Source organism: Blastocatellia bacterium (assembly GCA_025055075.1).
Taxonomy (GTDB): domain Bacteria; phylum Acidobacteriota; class Blastocatellia; order HR10; family HR10; genus HR10.
The window spans coordinates 37,054-53,601 of the sequence record JANWYV010000034.1; the positions used below are offsets into that span (position 1 = coordinate 37,054).

14 protein-coding genes are annotated in these 16,548 nt (G+C 62.4%); 6 read left to right on the forward strand and 8 right to left on the reverse strand.

Features of this window, described 5'->3' with window-relative positions:
* Nucleotides 1-3: 3 nt before the first annotated feature.
* The 7 genes from holA to tyrS all read right to left on the reverse strand — a co-directional run bounded on the left by holA (nt 4) and on the right by tyrS (nt 8,209).
* Nucleotides 4-1,110, reverse strand: a complete 1,107-nt coding sequence (gene holA / locus NZ746_08825) for a DNA polymerase III subunit delta (protein MCS6817470.1) — start codon at nt 1,108-1,110, stop codon at nt 4-6.
* On the reverse strand, nt 1,107-1,634 hold the full coding sequence (lptE, locus tag NZ746_08830; GenBank protein MCS6817471.1) for an LPS assembly lipoprotein LptE: 528 nt from the start codon (nt 1,632-1,634) through the stop codon (nt 1,107-1,109). The genes holA and lptE overlap by 4 nt, the downstream gene beginning before the upstream one ends.
* Nucleotides 1,634-2,596, reverse strand: coding sequence for an LLM class F420-dependent oxidoreductase (locus NZ746_08835; protein ID MCS6817472.1), 963 nt, complete (start codon nt 2,594-2,596; stop codon nt 1,634-1,636). The genes lptE and NZ746_08835 overlap by 1 nt, the downstream gene beginning before the upstream one ends.
* A gap of 46 nt (nt 2,597-2,642) precedes the next feature.
* Nucleotides 2,643-5,186, reverse strand: a complete 2,544-nt coding sequence (gene leuS / locus NZ746_08840) for a leucine--tRNA ligase (GenBank protein ID MCS6817473.1) — start codon at nt 5,184-5,186, stop codon at nt 2,643-2,645.
* A gap of 129 nt (nt 5,187-5,315) precedes the next feature.
* Nucleotides 5,316-5,588 (reverse strand): TMEM165/GDT1 family protein, encoded by a 273-nt coding sequence (locus tag NZ746_08845; protein MCS6817474.1) that lies wholly within the window; start codon nt 5,586-5,588, stop codon nt 5,316-5,318.
* A gap of 105 nt (nt 5,589-5,693) precedes the next feature.
* Complete coding sequence (locus tag NZ746_08850; GenBank protein ID MCS6817475.1) at nt 5,694-6,935, reverse strand: membrane dipeptidase; 1,242 nt, start codon at nt 6,933-6,935, stop codon at nt 5,694-5,696.
* 23 nt (nt 6,936-6,958) lie between these two features.
* On the reverse strand, nt 6,959-8,209 hold the full coding sequence (gene tyrS, locus NZ746_08855) for a tyrosine--tRNA ligase (GenBank protein MCS6817476.1): 1,251 nt from the start codon (nt 8,207-8,209) through the stop codon (nt 6,959-6,961).
* Between the two features lie 135 nt (nt 8,210-8,344).
* Here tyrS and NZ746_08860 point away from each other — a divergent pair, with 135 nt between their 5' ends.
* Genes NZ746_08860 through NZ746_08870 form a run of 3 tightly spaced genes read left to right on the forward strand, consistent with a single transcriptional unit; the run spans nt 8,345 to nt 10,334 of the window.
* Entirely contained in the window at nt 8,345-8,836 is a 492-nt protein-coding gene (locus tag NZ746_08860) for a nitrous oxide reductase accessory protein NosL (protein ID MCS6817477.1), read from the forward strand.
* Nucleotides 8,837-8,839: 3 nt separating this feature from the next.
* A complete protein-coding gene (gene sixA / locus NZ746_08865) occupies nt 8,840-9,310 on the forward strand; it encodes a phosphohistidine phosphatase SixA (GenBank protein MCS6817478.1) in 471 nt (156 codons plus the stop codon).
* Nucleotides 9,311-9,320: 10 nt separating this feature from the next.
* On the forward strand, nt 9,321-10,334 hold the full coding sequence (locus NZ746_08870; protein MCS6817479.1) for a radical SAM protein: 1,014 nt from the start codon (nt 9,321-9,323) through the stop codon (nt 10,332-10,334).
* Between the two features lie 49 nt (nt 10,335-10,383).
* On the opposite strand, the gene NZ746_08875 is transcribed toward NZ746_08870, so the two are convergent.
* On the reverse strand, nt 10,384-11,547 hold the full coding sequence (locus tag NZ746_08875; protein ID MCS6817480.1) for a trypsin-like peptidase domain-containing protein: 1,164 nt from the start codon (nt 11,545-11,547) through the stop codon (nt 10,384-10,386).
* A gap of 158 nt (nt 11,548-11,705) precedes the next feature.
* Here NZ746_08875 and hemL point away from each other — a divergent pair, with 158 nt between their 5' ends.
* From hemL to lpdA, 3 genes are all read left to right on the forward strand, one after another.
* A complete protein-coding gene (gene hemL / locus NZ746_08880; protein MCS6817481.1) occupies nt 11,706-13,010 on the forward strand; it encodes a glutamate-1-semialdehyde 2,1-aminomutase in 1,305 nt (434 codons plus the stop codon).
* A gap of 331 nt (nt 13,011-13,341) precedes the next feature.
* Complete coding sequence (gene hutU / locus NZ746_08885) at nt 13,342-14,994, forward strand: urocanate hydratase (protein MCS6817482.1); 1,653 nt, start codon at nt 13,342-13,344, stop codon at nt 14,992-14,994.
* Nucleotides 14,995-15,099: 105 nt separating this feature from the next.
* Nucleotides 15,100-16,533, forward strand: a complete 1,434-nt coding sequence (gene lpdA / locus NZ746_08890) for a dihydrolipoyl dehydrogenase (protein MCS6817483.1) — start codon at nt 15,100-15,102, stop codon at nt 16,531-16,533.
* The last annotated feature ends 15 nt before the right edge of the window (nt 16,534-16,548 follow it).

The window sequence follows — 16,548 nt, forward strand, 5'->3', positions numbered from 1 at the left end:
CCTTCAAACGGGCTCTTCCTCCTCAGAAGGGACGCACAGCCGATAGAGGAGCAATTCCAATTGCACCTCCGGAGGGCCGACGGAGGTCTTCAAGGCTTCGTCCGTGCGCGCGATGTGTCGAAGGCCTGCGAGGATCTCCTCTCGGGGAATGCGCCGCACCTGTTCGTTGAATTTTCCGGCGGCCGAAGGGGGTAATCCCGCAGCGCGCGCGACCTCTGCGCTCGGCGCTCCACGCGCCATCAGCTCCTTAGCGAGCAGCATGCGTCGGTAGAGGCTGGCGATCGCCCCCAGCAATTTCACCGGTTCCTCTCCCGCGGCGAGTTGGCGACGGAGGATGCGCCAGGCCGCTGCCGGTCGGCGCGCGAGGATCCAATCCGTCAACTCGAAATTCGAATGTTCGCGATGCCGGACGACGAGCAACTCGACGTCCGAACGGGTGATCATCCGACGCTCGCTGACGAACGTGAGGAGTTTGTCCAACTCAGCAGCCAACAGCGTCAGGTCCGAGCCGACGAGTCCGACGAGCGCAGCCGCGGCGGCTTCCTCGATGACGGCTTGCTGCCGACGCACGTATCCCTTCACCCATTCGAGGGCTTCGCGCTCAGAGAGCCGTCGGAATTCGACGATCGTGCAGGCTTTCAACAGGGCCGTGACGATCGTCAGTCGGCGATCCACGTGTTCCAGGACGAAGACGAGCGTCGTCGTGGGAGCGGGATGTTTGAGATACTCGATGAGCGCGGTTTGTTCAGCCGGGAGATCGCGCGCTTCCTCAGCGTCCTCGCGCGCGCGCCATTTCTTCTCGAGATCGCGCACGATCACCACGCGGCGGGATGAGAATGCGGGCAGTTCGCGCGCCGTCGCGAGGATCTTCGCCATCGGCGTCTCCAGAGCGGAGAACTGCGAGAGGTTGAACGCGCGCGATGTCGGATCGAGCGCGCGAGCGATGAGCATCTGCACGGCCTCGCGGAGAAGGTAGGCCTCGGGCGCATACAGTTCCTCCTCGCCCGTTCGACGCATCCCTTCCGGGAGCCATCCGGTGAAGAGATAGAGCGGTTCGATCTCGCCGCGCTCGATGGCCTTTCGGAAGGTTTCAGGAGTGAGCCGCTTCATCGTCCTGCTCCGGAGAGGATGAGGGAGACCAGGCTACGCGCGAATTCCCGCGCGAGGCGATCCAAGGCCGGCCCTTCTTCGGCGAAGAGGCTCTCCGGCCCTTCGGGAATCTCATATTCGCCGCGAAAGACGAAACGCGGGTGATCGAAGAGAATGGCGTGGCGCGTGAGATCGCGGAGAGTGACACCTACGGTGACGGCGATCTCGTAGACGCGAACGCGCCCCAGCTCATCCAAGACCACGCCGCGGTAGGTGAGCGCGCGGATGTCTCCAAGGAGCACGGCGTCGGCCTGCTCCGGATCGGAGGTGATACGCACGCGTCGAGTGCGGCGTAGGAATTCCTCGATCACGGCCTGCGTGAACCGATGCTCGACGCGATATTGCACGCTCGTATTGTGAAAGGCCGGGATCGCGAGCGTGCGGATGTGATCGGGCAGAGACATTTGCGCTCGGCGATACCCGCACGGCCCCGTGAGGAGCGAGAGGAAGAGAATCCCGCTCAGAATGAAGCGTCGTTCGCTCATCATGGGGCGTCCCTTTCGGACTCGGCGCGCACTATCGGAATGATCGCTTCGGCGAAGCGACGGAGCGAGGCGTGATGAAACGGCGCCCTCAGAACGCCGATGAAGTGGGTGACGCCGACTTCGATGTAATGACGGAGACGCTCGCCGATCTCCTCCACCGATCCCACGAGGACCGTCGGCTCGATGGCTTCCGCAGGTTGGCCATAAGCCTTTGCGAGCGCATGCAAGACGGCCGCTTTCTCGCTCGCCGAATCGGTCACGTGCAAGACGCCGGCCCAGGAGACTTCGATCTCCCTCGTGTCGCGTCCGACCGCACGACCGTGTTCGCGCAAGATGGCGATCTTCCTTCGGAAATCCTCCGGCGAGCCGAACGTGTTCCACTGATCGGCGTGTTCGGCGACGACGCGCAAGGTGAGCTTCTCGCCTCCGCCGCCGATCATAATCGGTGGATGTGGACGCTGAATCGGCTTCGGCTCGCAATAGGCCTCTCGCAATCGGTAGAATTGCCCCTCGAACGTCACCGATGGCTCCGTCCAAAGGCGCTTGATGAGATAGGCGGCTTCGCCCAGACGACGGATGCGTTCGCTCGTCGTGTAGAAAGGAATGCCATAGGCGACATGCTCTCGTTCATACCAAGCCGCGCCTAAGCCGAGGATCAAGCGCCCTCCGCTGATGTGGTCGAGCGTCGCGGCCATCTTCGCGAGCACGGCGGGATGCCGGTAGGTGTTTCCACTGACGAGCACGCCCGCGCGAAGACGCGAGGTCTCCATCATGAGCGCCGTCAGCGTGACCCATCCCTCCAAACACGGTCCCGAAGGGTCGTCGAAGATGGGGAAGAAATGGTCGAACGTCCATGCCGTGTCGTATCCCAGATCGTCGAGCAGGCGCCAGGTCTGGCGAAGTTCCTCCCAACTCGCGTACTGGGTCTGCGTCAGTATCCCAAACCGCAAGGGTCGCTTCATCCGAACATCCCCTGCGAGCGCGCGTTCACAAGGTAGCGCAATTCCATCACTGCACGACGACGTTCACGAGCCGATCCGGGATGACGATGATCTTGATGACTTTTCGCCCATTGATGAACGCTTGGACGCGCGGATCGGCCAAAGCGGCGCGCTCGTATTCCTCGCGCGGCGTTCCCGGGGGCAAGAAGATCCGGCTGCGAAGCTTGCCGTTGACTTGCACGGGGATCTCCAGCGTCTCGGCCTGCGCCCATCGGGGATCGGAGCTTGGCCATCGGGCCTTCGCGAGGCTCTCAGTGTGGCCGAGCGCTTCCCACATCTCTTCGGCGAAATGTGGCGCGAAAGGAGCCAGCATCACCACGAGTGCTCGAATCGCCTCGCCGAGGACGAAGAGGTCGGCCTCGGTGGCGTCTTCCACTTTCGATAGGCGCGCCTCGAATTCGCCGATGGCATTCAGTAGCTCCATCAACTTCGCGATCGCCGTATTGAACTGGAAATATGCTTCGATGTCCTCAGTCACTCCCCTGATCGTCTGATGCGTCTTCCGGAACAACGCGCGCTGCTCGGGCGTGAGCTGCTCCGGATCAGGTCGGGAGAGCGATGGAAAGCGGCGCGCCAGGACTTCATGCCATTTCCATACGAGGGCGTGAATACGGCGGAGGAAGCGGAAGGCGCCCTCCACGCCTTCCTCTTTCCATTGCAACTCGTTCTCCGGCGGAGCGGCGAAGAGGATGAAGATACGGAGCGTATCGGCCCCATACTTCTGGATCATGTCGTCGGGATCCACGCCGTTGCCGAGCGATTTCGACATCGCCATCCATCGGCCGGCATATGGCCCCTCGGTGACGATGTTGAGCACCATGCCTTGCGTGAGCAATCGAGTGACGGGTTCGGAGAATTCGACCAATCCGAGATCGCGCATGAATTTGCACCAGAAGCGTGTGTAGAGCAGATGCATGATGGCGTGCTCGATCCCGCCGATATATTGATCCACCGGCATCCAATAACGCACGACCTCGGGATCGAAGGGGGCCTTGTCGTTCTTCGGGTCGCAGTAGCGGAAGTAGTACCAGGAGGAATCCACGAATGTGTCCATCGTGTCCGTGTCGCGGCGCGCGGGGCCTTGACATTTCGGGCAGGTCGTGTGGACGAATTCCGGGACATGATCAAGCGGAGATCCGCGCTCGCCAGTGAAGGGGGCATCCGGCGGCAAGATGACGGGCAATTGATCCTCCGGCACGGGGACGATGCCGCATCGCTCACAATGGATCATCGGCACGGGCGTGCCCCAATAGCGTTGGCGCGAGATGCCCCAATCGCGCAATCGGTAGTGGATGGTCGCCCGCCCGAACCCGTGGTGCTTCGCGTATTCGGTCATGCGACGTCGTGCTTCTTCCGAGGTGAGGCCGTCGAAGGGGCCTGAGTGAATGAGTACGCCCTCGCCCTCATAGGCCTGCATCATATCCTCGAAGAGGATCGGGCGTCCCTCTTCATCGAGCGGAGCGATCACTTGTCGAATCGGCAGATCGTATTTCCGCGAGAACTCGAAATCCCGCTGATCGTGGGCCGGCACGGACATGATCGCTCCGGTCCCATATTCCATCAGGATGAAGTTCGCGATCCAAATGGGGAGGCGTTCGCCATTGAAGGGATTGCGAGCGAAAAAGCCGGTCGCCAGGCCTTCCTTCTCCGCCTCTTCGGAGGAACGGACGCGCCGATCCGTCTTCTCCAAGCGAGCGATGAATTCGAGTAGGCGATCGCGATCGGCGGAGGCTTCGGCCAGGCGTCGAGCCATTGGGTGCTCGGGCGCTAGCAGCACGGCATTGGCGCCATAGATCGTGTCGATGCGCGTCGTGAAGATCGAGATCGCCTCATCGCGTCCCTCGATAGGGAAGTCCACCGTTGCGCCGATGCTCTTGCCAATCCAATTGCGCTGCATGACGCGCACGCGTTCGGGCCATCCCTCGCCGAGTTCCTCCAGGCCCTGCAGCAGCTCCTCGGCATAATCGGTGATCTTCACGAACCATTGTTCGAGCGGCCGCTGTTCGACCGCCGAGCCGCATCGCCAACATCCTCCTTGCGCTTGTTCGTTAGAGAGGACCGTTTGGCATTGCGGACACCAGTTCACGGGCGAGAGCTTGCGGTAGACGAGCCCGCGCTCGTACATCTTGAGGAAGAACCACTGATTCCACCGATAGTATTCGGGCGTGTGGCTGGCGATCTCGCGGCGCCAGTCGTAGCTGATCCCCAGCCGACGCAATTGTTGCCGCATGTAGGCGATGTTCTCCTCAGTCCAAACCGCCGGATGAATCCCCCGCTTGATCGCCGCTTGTTCGGCCGGTTGCCCGAACGAATCCCATCCCATCGGGTGCAGGACGTTATATCCCTGCAGGCGTTTGTACCAAGAGAGGGCGTCGCCGATGGTGTAATTTCGGACATGGCCCATGTGGAGACGGCCCGAGGGGTATGGCAACATCTCCAAACAATAGAACTTTGGACGCGCGGGATCGGCTTCGACCTCGAACACCCGCTCTTGTTCCCATCGGGCTTGCCATTTGGCCTCGACCTCGTGCGGATAATACTTGGATTTCATCGTCGGTCGCCTCACGCGTGGTCTTCGCGCTTTTCGGAAGCTTTCATTATAAAATCTCCGCGGCGAGAGGGCAATGAAGGTGTCTCGCCGCGCCGCGCGCAAAATGTAGCGCCCTCGCGCTGAGCCGTCTCACCACTTCCCCAGCAGCATCGCCAGGCCGATGAGGATGAACGCCGCTGCGGCGATCTTCTGCAGATACTCTTCCGGGACATACCGCGTGAGGAGCGTTCCCCCCAAAACCCCGAGGAGCGTCACGACGGCCATGGCCAACGAAGCGCCGAGGAAGACGGCCAGAGGAGATTTCGTACGTGAGACCATGCTGATGGCCGTCAACTGCGTCTTATCGCCCATCTCAGCAAGCAAGATGAGAGCGAATGTCGTCACGAATGCATGCCAGTTCATGCGGTTTCTCCCCTCGCTTGAAGGATCTCGATCTCCGGACGAAAGGCTCCCCCCTTATTCGCACGGGGATTTCGCCCGCCTTCGCGCTTCGGAGGCGAATTGGCCTCATTGCGACTCCCGCTGCATTTGGCGGGCCACCTCTTCGGCGCGGGCGAAGACGCGCAGGAAGTTCTCGCCGAGGATCTTCTTGATGTCTCGCTCGCTGTAGCCACGCTTGAGAAGCTCATAGGTGATGAGCGGCAACTTCGAGCAATCGTCCAGTCCTTCGGGCAGACTGTCCACGCCATCGAAGTCCGAACCGAGGCCGACATGATCAATCCCCGCCACCTTAGCGATGTGGTCAATATGGTCGATCAAGCGGCTGAGCGGAGGACGCGGAATGGGATGCTCGCGAAAGAGTCGTTCGGTCTCCTGACGCAGCCGGACCGGATCGTTCGCGTAGCGAGCGCGCAACGCCTCTAATTGCGGGCGAAGCCGCTCGCGACGTTGTGCGAGGGCCTCGGCGTAGCTTTGATCCACGAAGAAGGAGCCGAAGGCGACCATGACCACGCCACCATTTCGGGCGAGGGCGCGCAGCATATCGTCGCTCATGTTGCGCGGGATGTTGGTCAAGGCGCGGGCCGAGGAGTGCGAGGCGATCACCGGGGCGCGCGTCGTCTCCAGGACGTCGTAGAAGGTCTTGTCCGAGACATGCGAGATGTCCACCAGCATGCCGAGCCGATTCATCTCACGCACGACCTGTCGGCCAAACTCCGTGAGTCCATTATGACGCGGCTCATCGCCAGAGGAATCGGCCCAGTTGTTCGTGTTCGTGTGTGTGAGCGTCATATAGCGGACGCCCAACCGGTAGAACATGCGGAGCGCGCCCAGACTGTCCTCGATGGCGTGTCCGCCTTCGATCCCCATGAGGACGGCGATCTTCCCCGCGCGAGCGATGCGGCGAATGTCCTCGCTCGAGAGCGCCAGCTCCAGCTCGTTCGGATATCGCTCCAAGGCTCGATAGACGACGTCAATCATATCGAGCGCGCGGCGAGCCGCTCCTCCCTCGCGGGCGTATCGCGCGGCGACGTAAATGGCGAAGAATTGAGCATCAATTCCCCCTTCCTTCATGCGCGGGATGTCCATGTGGCCGTCCGAGGCTCGCCGGCCGATATCGAAGCCTTCGTCGAGCATGCGCGAGGTCACGTCCGAATGCGTGTCCACGACGATGGCCTCGCGATGGATGCGTAACGCTTCTGCCCAGAGCTTGTCGTCCGAGGGCGATCGCTGTGACGAGTGGGTTGGGGGAAGCATCGTCCCAAGGACGAAGAGGGTGAGGAAGAGAATTCCGGCGATCTTGTTCCCCATCGTCGTCGCCTCCTTGCGTGGAATTATGCGAGCATCGGATCCGTCGCCTCTTGGCTGAGGACGCGCAAGAATCGGCGCCGGCCCACCTGGAGCACGAACTCCGATCGCACCACGATATGGGCGCGGGGATCGGCGATGCGCTCGCCGTCCACATGCACACCTCCCTGTTCGATGAGGCGTTGCGCTTCGCGTCGGGAGGGCGCCAAGCCCGCCTGCACGAGCAATCGGGCGAGTTCCACCCGATCGCCCACGGAGGCCGAGAGGCGAAAGATCGGCATTTCGCTCGGAAGACCTCGCTCTCGGAAGACGCGGTTGAACTCCTCCTCGGCGCGACGGGCGGCCTCTTCGGAATGGAACTCGGCGACCAAACGGCGCGCCAGTTGCGCTTTCACATCGCGCGGATTCAGGCTGCCGGTCTCGGCCTCCGCCCGCCAACGGGCCAGCTCCTCCGCGGGCACGTCGGTCAACAGCTCGTAGTACGTCCACATCAGCTCGTCCGAGATGGACATGAGCTTGCCGTACATCTCCTCCGGTGGCTCGGTGAGGCCGATGTAGTTGCCATACGACTTCGACATCTTCTGCACGCCATCGGTGCCCACCAATAGCGGCACCGTCATGATGACCTGTGGTTCTTGGCCGAATTCGCGTTGGAGATCGCGCCCGACTAAGAGGTTGAACTTCTGGTCCGTCCCGCCCAGCTCGACGTCCGCTTGTAGCACGACCGAGTCGTAAGCCTGCGCGACGGGATACAGCAGCTCGTGAAGGCTGATGGGGGAGCCATCGCGCAAGCGCTTTTGAAAGTCGTCCCGTTCGAGGATTTGAGCCACGGTCACTTTCGCCGTCAGGCGAATCCAATCTTCGCTGCGCAGCGCGCCGAGCCATCGGGAGTTGAATTCGATCACCGTCCGTTCGGGATCGAGGATTTTGAAGACCTGTTGCTTGTACGTCTCGGCATTGGCTTCGATCTCCTCGCGCGAGAGCGGCGGACGCGTGATGGAACGTCCCGTGGGATCGCCGATCATGCCCGTGAAGTCTCCGATCAGGAAGATGACCGTGTGTCCCAGTTGCTGAAACTGTCGGAGCTTGCGAAGGACGACCGTATGGCCGAGATGCAGGTCCGGAGCCGTTGGATCAGCGCCGAGCTTCACGCGGAGCGGACGTCCGGTCGCTCTCGAGCGCTCCAGCTTCTGTCGCAGATCCTCCTCGCGAATCAGATCCACGACGCCGCGCTTCAGATAGGCGAGTTGCTCCTCGATGGTCATGTCCGCTCGCATCGCCGATCCGCTCCCCTTTCGCGAAGAGGGGTAGTTTAGCACCGATCGTGCGATTTCTCCATCGAAGCGGCGCGCTTGGGCGCCGATGCGCTTCGGGAGTATAATTCCCGTCGGAATCCGCGTGGAGGGCAGACCATGCGGCGCGCGACGATGAGCGGCTTGCTGGTGATCCTCGTGCTGGGGATCGGGGGATATGCCGTCATCTCGCGCGTGCGACGGGAAGGAGCAGCCATGTGTCAGGTCTGCTCTCGTCCGATCCATCGCGGACAGATGTTCGTGCTGCAGCTAGACAATGGAAAGCGCGAGCGCACATGTTGTCCGCGCTGTGGCCTCCATTTCGAGCAGCGTGCGCCCGAGCGCGTGCGCGCGGCCTGGGCGACGGATTTCGCCTCCGGGCGATTGATCGAGGCCGAACGAGCCGTTTACGTAGAGGGGAGCGACATCATGACCTGCTGCCGTCCGACGCCGCTGCGCGAACCGGGCATCGTGTACGAACGGCATTGGGATCGGTGTTTGCCGAGCCTCATCGCGTTCGAGCGAGAAGCCGACGCGCGCGCTTTTCAGGTGGAACACGGAGGCCGCGTGCTCACCTATCTTGAGAGCATGACGAGCGTGCGAGAGCGATAGGGGATGGGCATGTATCTCTATCTCGTCCAACATGCCGAGGCGAAGCGAGAGGAAGAGGACCCCGCGCGCCCATTGACGGAGCGGGGATGGGCGGACATCCGTAAGATCGCGGCCTTTCTGGAAGCGCGCTCGTTGCCGCCGCTGCGGGTGATCTATCACAGCGGCAAGACGCGCGCGGCGCAGACGGCGGAAGTCCTAGCTGGTGCGCTTAAGCCCAGTGACGGGTGCCAAGCGACCGATGGTTTAGATCCACTCGCCGATCCGACCATCTGGCTCGAGCGGGTGAACGCCGCGAGCGAAGATCTCATGCTCGTCGGGCATCTGCCACATTTGGATCGCTTGAGTGCGCGGCTGCTCTCTGGCGGAACGATCGGCGAAGGCCTCGTCGCCTTCCGCATGGGCGGGATCGTCTGCCTGCAGCGAGAGGGGACGACCTGGCGCGTGCGCTGGATGATCGTCCCGGAGCTGTTGTGAAGGAGGGATTATGCGAAGGGAATGGATGACGGTTCCGCGCGAGCTCCATGGGGACGGGCGCTTCCTCCTGCCCCGGAAAGAGTTCACGCCTGCCTACTTGCGCACATATGAGGAGGGGCGCTTGAAAGAGAAAGTCGAAGAAGCGCGCGAGCTGCTGCGCTCCTGCACCGTGTGCCCGCGCGACTGTCGGGTGAACCGTTTGGAGAATAAATTCGCCGTTTGTCGGAGCGGCCGTTGGGCGCGCGTCTCCAGTGCTTTCCCTCACTTCGGCGAGGAGGACTGCCTGAGAGGATGGAACGGCTCGGGGACGATCTTCTTCGCCTTTTGCAACCTTCGCTGCGTCTTCTGCCAGAACTGGGAGACGAGTCAGTTGGGGGAGGGGGAGGAAGTCACTCCCGAAGAGCTGGCGATGCTCATGCTCCGCTTGCAAGCGGAGGGGTGCCACAACATCAACTTCGTGACGCCGGAGCACGTCGTGCCTCAGATTTTGGAAGCATTGCCCCTGGCCATCGAGCGCGGATTGCGCGTGCCATTGGTGTATAACACGAGCGGCTACGATAGCCTCGATAGCATTCGCCTGATGGACGGCATCGTGGACATCTACATGCCTGATTTCAAGCTCTGGAATTCTGAGCCTGCGCGGAAGTACTTGCTCGCCCGGGATTATCCGGAGGTCGCGCGTCGCGTGATTCGCGCCATGCATGAACAGGTCGGGGAGCTGCGCGTGGATGAGGATGGCATTGCGCGGCGCGGCGTCCTGGTGCGCCATCTCGTCATGCCGGGCTTGCTCGACGATACGCGGGAGATCCTCCGGTATCTCGCCGAGGAGATTTCCCGCGACACCTACGTGAACATCATGGATCAATACCGTCCGGCGTGGAAGGCGCGCACGGACGATCGCTTTCTGGAGATCAATCGTCGAATCACCCAAAAGGAGCTAGAGCAAGCGTTCGCGTATGCGCGCGCGGTCGGCCTCTGGCGCTTCGACGTCCGCTGGCGATGGGTCGCCGTCCGCGTCGTGTGAAGGGCCGGGCGTCTTTGGAAGCCGTGAGTTGCCCGGCCGCTGGGCGCGCTCAGAGATTGGCCGGCTTCTCCGTGAGCCTCACCGGGAGCGTCATGCGCTGTCGTCCCCGATAGATGGTGACGTTGACCGTATCCCCGGGACGAAAGCGCATGAGTATGCGCGAGATGTCGTCCACGGAGTTGACCTTCTCCCCGTTTATCTCGACGATGATGTCTCCACCCAGGTAGAAGAGGCGGCCGCGAATGCGCACCGGTTGGTTCCCGCCGCGAATCCCCGCGCGATCTGCCGATTCCCCGGAGATGACTTGCGAGACCAACACGCCCGAGCGCACGGGCAGTCCCAATTCGTCGGCCAGGGCGGAGACGGGGATGGGGAAGACATCAATCCCGAGCCATGGCCGGCGCACCCGCCCGTAGGCGATGAGATCGGGGACGATGCGCCGCGCCAGATTGATCGGAATGGCGAAGCCAATCCCCACACTCCCTCGCGAGGGAGAGAGAATAGCCGTATTCACGCCGATCATCTCGCCCCGCGAGTTCAAGAGCGGCCCGCCGGAATTCCCTGGATTGATCGAAGCATCGGTTTGAATCGCCCCCTCGATCAAGCGTCCGTTCTCAGCGCGCAAGGGACGCCCCAGGGCGCTGATGATTCCTCGAGTGAGCGTCTGGCCGATGCCGAAGGGATTTCCGATGGCCAGTACCTTCTGGCCGACGGCCAGTTTATCCGAATCGCCCATGCGCACGACGGTCAGCTTCTCGCGCGGCGCATTGATCTTGATGACGGCCAGATCCGTATCGGGATCACCGCCTACGAACGTCGCTCGATATTCGCTCCCATCAGCTAAGGTGACGAACAGTTGCCGTGCGCCTTCGACGACATGATAGTTCGTCAGGATGTGGCCCTGCGCATCAATGATCGAACCAGAGCCACTGCCTTCTTCAGGATAGATGGCGAAGAAGTCTTGCACGAGTGTGACCGTGCGGATATTCACGACGCCGGGCGAAACGGCCTTGTAGATCTCGATATTGTTCCGCTCGTCCTCGGTGAGCGCCGTCGGGCCAGAGGACGCTTGCGGAAGATCGAACGTCGGGGGCGATCCGAACAAACTCGCCGGCCGGTCCACCCATCGTTGATAGCCGATGAACAGACCGACGGCGATCACTCCCGAGAGAATGCCAATGAGCAAGAGATGTCGAATCGAGAGCTGATTCATCGTCGCGCCTCCTCTGTGAGCCTCATCAGAATTCTCAATTATCCGCTTCGGCGAGCCGATGAGCAAATCGCGCATCGTGCGAATTTGCGTGCGGTGACAGCGGGGGCTAGACTACTACTTGATCCGCGCGAGGAGAATCGAGGAGGGGAGGTCGAGGGATGTTGCGAACGCAATCGTCCGAATGGTTTCGTCGAGCGGTGCAGGTGATCCCCGGCGGAGTCAATAGTCCCGTGCGCGCGTTTCGCGCCGTCGGCGGAGAGCCGCTTTTCATTCGTTCGGCATACGGAGCGTACCTCGAAGATGCCGATGGGAACCGCTTCATTGACTATGTGGGCTCTTGGGGGCCGATGATCCTTGGCCATGCGCATCCGGAAGTGGTGCGAGCGCTCGAGGAGGCCGTGCGGCGAGGGACGTCCTATGGCGCGCCGACCGCTTGGGAGGTGGAGATGGCCGAAGAGATTCGCGAAGCGCTGCCCTCTATCGAGAAGGTGCGGATGACCAACTCGGGCACCGAAGCGACCATGAGCGCCATTCGGTTGGCCCGCGCCGTCACTGGGCGTCGCAAGATCGTGAAATTCGAGGGCTGTTATCATGGCCATGCCGATGCGCTTCTGGTGCGCGCTGGGTCTGGCGTCGCGACCTTGGGCCTCCCCGATAGCCCAGGGGTGCTTCCCGAACTGGCCGCGCAAACCCTCGTCATCCCATTCAATGATGAGAACGCATTGCAGGAGACGTTCGACGCGCACGGGCCGGACATCGCTGGCGTGATCCTAGAACCGGTCGTGGGAAACATGGGCTGCGTTCTTCCGAGGCCCGGCTTTTTGTCGAAAGTGCGCGCGTTGACCGAGCGACATGGCGCACTCCTCATTTTCGATGAAGTGATGACGGGGTTTCGCGTGGGATATCACGGCGCGCAGGGGCTCTATGGCATTCGCCCCGATCTGACGTGTTTGGGGAAGATCATTGGCGGCGGGCTGCCCGTTGGCGCTTTCGGTGGACGGGAGGAGATCATGCGTTGGGTCGCTCCCGAAGGACCGGTCTATCAAGCGGGCACGCTCTCGGGGAATCCGTTGGCTATGGTGGCCGGACTCACGACGCTGCGCATTCTCAAGCGCGAGCGGGAGACGCTCTATCCGCGGCTCGAACGCCTGACGGCCCGCTTGGCCGAGGGAATCCAAGCGGAGGCCGAACGTTGCGGCGTGCCCGTTCGGGTCAATCACATCGCGTCAATGCTGTCAGTCTTCTTCACTGATCGCGAGGTCACGGATTGGGCCTCGGCGGCTTCGAGCGATCGGGAGCGCTTTCGGAGGTTTTTCCATGGGTTGTTGAAGCGAGGGATCTATTGGCCGCCTTCACCATTTGAGGCAGCCTTTGTGAGCGCGGCACATGGTGAGGCGGAGATCGAGGCGACGCTCAACGCCGCGCGCGATGCGCTTCGCGAGATCGCGCAATCGGAGGCGTAAAGCGAGCACGCGTGGCCCAGGGCCGAATTGGGAGGTCCGTCTCGGAAAGATCCTCGAGCCGGAGATTGGTGCGCGCTCCGCACACCTTGATTCGCCAGGTTCGAGGAAGCCGCATTGGCAGAAGGGGACGAATCCTGACGGGTGGTCTTTCGGACGCTCACCTCCTCGCTTCGGAATACGCCATCGGAAGAATCGCGAGGAACACGCGACCCCCTGACGACTGACTTTTTCCTGGCAAGCGGGGGAGCAACGCGGAGAAATCGCCCCTTGGGCTCGCGCGGTGGTATACTTTGGTCGCGTCGTGAGACTTCGGAGTTGGAGGAGGGGGGATATGACATCGCGCGTCATTCGAGCCCCACGCGGTCGCGAGTTGACGTGCAAGGGCTGGCATCAAGAGGCCGCCCTGCGCATGTTGATGAACAATCTCGATCCCGAGGTGGCGGAGAAGCCCGATGAGCTTATCGTCTATGGAGGAGCTGGGAAGGCCGCACGCAATTGGGAATGTTTCGAAGCGCTCGTCCGCTCCCTGCGAGAGTTGGAGAATGACGAAACGCTCCTGGTGCAGTCGGGCAAACCCGTCGGCATCTTCCGCACGCACGAGTGGGCGCCGCGCGTGCTCATCGCGAATGCGAATCTCGTGCCCCATTGGGCGACGCTCGACGAATTCCTGCGCTTGGAGGCCATGGGCCTCATCATGTACGGGCAGATGACGGCGGGGAGTTGGATTTACATCGGGACGCAAGGCATCGTGCAGGGAACGTTCGAAACCTTCGCCGCTGTAGCCGAGCGGCATTTCGGTGGGGATTTGCGCGGGCGGCTCGTCGTCTCCGGAGGAATGGGGGGGATGGGCGGCGCGCAACCCCTAGCGGCCACGATGAACGGGGCGGCTTATTTGGGCATCGAGGTGGATCCCGCGCGCATTGAACGGCGCATCCGCACGGGCTATTGCGATCGCATGAGCTTCGATCTGGAGGAAGCGCTGCGCTGGGTATTGGAGGCCAAGGCGCGAGGCGAAGCGCTCTCGGTCGGATTGGTCGGAAATTGCGCCGAGGTCTTGCCTGAACTCGTGCGGCGGGGCATCGTCCCCGATGTCCTCACCGATCAAACGAGCGCTCATGATCCGTTGAACGGCTATATCCCGGCTGGCCTGAGCGTCGAACAGGCGGCGGAGTTGCGCCGTACGAATCCGTCGGACTACATCAAGCGCGCGTATGATTCGATCGCCCGACATGTCGAAGCCATGCTCGCGCTCAAACGCCAGGGGGCCGTCACGTTCGAGTACGGCAACAACATTCGCAAGCAAGCGGAGTTGGCGGGCGTGAAGGACGCTTTCGAGTTCCCCGGGTTCGTCGTCGCCTACATTCGGCCGCTCTTCTGTCAGGGACGAGGGCCATTCCGTTGGGTGGCGCTCTCGGGCGATCCCGAAGACATTCGCAAGACGGATGAATTGGTGCTGGAGCTATTCCCCGAAGATCGTATCTTGCGCCGTTGGATCACGCTCGCGCGCGAGAAGGTGAGATTTCAAGGATTGCCGGCGCGCATCTGTTGGCTCGGCTACGGCGAACGCGCCGAGTTTGGATTGGCCATTAATGACCTGGTGCGCGAAGGAAAGCTCTCGGCCCCCATCGTCATCGGTCGCGATCATCTCGATTGCGGATCGGTCGCGTCTCCATATCGCGAGACCGAGGGGATGAAAGACGGCAGCGATGCGATTGCCGATTGGCCGATCCTCAACGCGTTGCTCAATACGGCGTCCGGCGCTTCGTGGGTCGCCTTCCATCACGGCGGGGGTGTGGGCATCGGATACAGTCTGCACGCCGGACAGGTGATCGTCGCCGACGGGACGCGGGAGGGCGCCTTGAGGCTCGAGCGCGTGCTCACGAACGATCCGGGGATCGGCATCGCGCGTCATGCTGATGCTGGGTACGAAGAGGCCATTGCGACGGCGCGCGCTAAGGGCGTGAAGATCCCCATGCTCACGTGAGCGCGCGATCGTCAGTGGGGCGCTTGCGGGTTCGAGGGGCGATAGCGTAATTTTCGCTCCCTTCGTGCCAAGCGGTCGAGACGCGAGCGTGCGGAGGAGTTCGATATGGAGCGAACGAGTTCAACGCCGTTGGTGGTCATCGGAAGTGGGCCGGGAGGATATGCGGCTGCCTTTCGCGCAGCAGACCTCGGACTCTCAGTGACTTTGATCGGTCAAGAGCCGACGCCTGGTGGCGTCTGTTTGCACGTCGGGTGCATTCCGTCGAAGGCCCTTTTGCACGTCGCGCGCGTGCTCGCGGAAGTGCGAGAGGCTGAGCGATGGGGGATCGCGTTCTCGACCCCACGAATTGATCTGGACCGTCTGCGAGCATGGAAGCGGAGCGTGGTGGACCGACTGACGGGCGGCCTGCGGCTGTTGGCCGAGCAACGCGGCGTGCGTTACGTGTGCGGGCGCGCGCGATTGCTGGATGCGCGGACGCTTCTGGTGGAGACCGATTCCGGTGATGTCGAGCGCGTGAGCTTTCAACAAGCGATCTTGGCGACCGGATCGCGGCCCGCAGAATTGCCGGGGATTCCCATGTCGAGTCCGCGCATCATGGATTCGACGCGCGCTCTGGAGCTGGAGGACGTGCCGCGCACGCTGCTTGTGGTGGGCGGGGGATACATTGGGCTCGAACTCGGCACGGTCTATGCCATGCTCGGCGCGCGGGTGACGCTCGTGGAGATGATGCCGGGGATTTTGCCCGGCGTGGATCGCGATCTCGCATCCGTTTTGGCTCGTCGGATCGAGTCGCTCTTTGAGGCTGTCCTCGTCAATACCGTTGTCGCGGACCTTCGAGAGGAAGCCGAGGGCGTGCGCGTGCGTTTGGAAGGCGTCGGGGGACATGCCGTTCCGCCGCCGACGGAACGCGTGTTCGAGAAGGTCCTCGTTTGCGTTGGGCGGAAGCCGAACGCGCAGGATCTCGGGCTGGAGCGCACGCGCGTGGAACGCGATGCTCGCGGTTTCGTGCAGGTGGACGCTCAGCGGCGCACGGCGGAGCCGACGATCTTCGCCATCGGCGATGTCGTGGGCGAACCGATGCTCGCGCATAAGGCCATGCATGAGGCTCGCGTGGCCGTGGAAGCGATCGTCGGACGCCAGGCGGCGTTCGCGCCGCGCGCGATCCCAGCCGTCGTCTTCACCGATCCGGAGATCGCGTGGTGCGGATTGACGGAGACGCAAGCGCGACAAGAGAATCGTCCGATCAAGGTCGCGCGCTTCCCATGGGCGGCGTCTGGGCGAGCGGTGACCTTGGATCGCCCCGAGGGGGTCACAAAACTCATCCTCGATCCGGAGAACGAGCGAATCCTCGGCGTGGGCATCGTCGGGGTGGGAGCTGGAGAGCTGATCGCCGAAGGCGTCCTGGCCATCGAGATGGGCGCGCGCGCTTCGGAATTGGAGAGAGTGATCCATCCGCATCCGACGCTCTCGGAGACGCTCATGGAGGCTGCCGAGGCCTTCCTCGGCCTGAGTCCGCATCTCTATCGGCGTAAGACGTGAACAGCGCGCTCGGCC

Coding starts and splice junctions, on each gene's coding strand:
- NZ746_08860 (MCS6817477.1), top strand. CDS start 8,345: ATGCGGCGCGCGACGATGAGCGGCTTGCTGGTGATCCTCGTGCTGGGG.
- hemL (MCS6817481.1), top strand. CDS start 11,706: ATGTTGCGAACGCAATCGTCCGAATGGTTTCGTCGAGCGGTGCAGGTG.
- lptE (MCS6817471.1), bottom strand. CDS start 1,634: ATGAGCGAACGACGCTTCATTCTGAGCGGGATTCTCTTCCTCTCGCTC.
- lpdA (MCS6817483.1), top strand. CDS start 15,100: ATGGAGCGAACGAGTTCAACGCCGTTGGTGGTCATCGGAAGTGGGCCG.
- tyrS (MCS6817476.1), bottom strand. CDS start 8,209: ATGCGAGCGGACATGACCATCGAGGAGCAACTCGCCTATCTGAAGCGC.
- hutU (MCS6817482.1), top strand. CDS start 13,342: ATGACATCGCGCGTCATTCGAGCCCCACGCGGTCGCGAGTTGACGTGC.
- holA (MCS6817470.1), bottom strand. CDS start 1,110: ATGAAGCGGCTCACTCCTGAAACCTTCCGAAAGGCCATCGAGCGCGGC.
- NZ746_08850 (MCS6817475.1), bottom strand. CDS start 6,935: ATGGGGAACAAGATCGCCGGAATTCTCTTCCTCACCCTCTTCGTCCTT.
- NZ746_08835 (MCS6817472.1), bottom strand. CDS start 2,596: ATGAAGCGACCCTTGCGGTTTGGGATACTGACGCAGACCCAGTACGCG.
- leuS (MCS6817473.1), bottom strand. CDS start 5,186: ATGAAATCCAAGTATTATCCGCACGAGGTCGAGGCCAAATGGCAAGCC.
- NZ746_08845 (MCS6817474.1), bottom strand. CDS start 5,588: ATGAACTGGCATGCATTCGTGACGACATTCGCTCTCATCTTGCTTGCT.
- sixA (MCS6817478.1), top strand. CDS start 8,840: ATGGGCATGTATCTCTATCTCGTCCAACATGCCGAGGCGAAGCGAGAG.
- NZ746_08875 (MCS6817480.1), bottom strand. CDS start 11,547: ATGAATCAGCTCTCGATTCGACATCTCTTGCTCATTGGCATTCTCTCG.
- NZ746_08870 (MCS6817479.1), top strand. CDS start 9,321: ATGCGAAGGGAATGGATGACGGTTCCGCGCGAGCTCCATGGGGACGGG.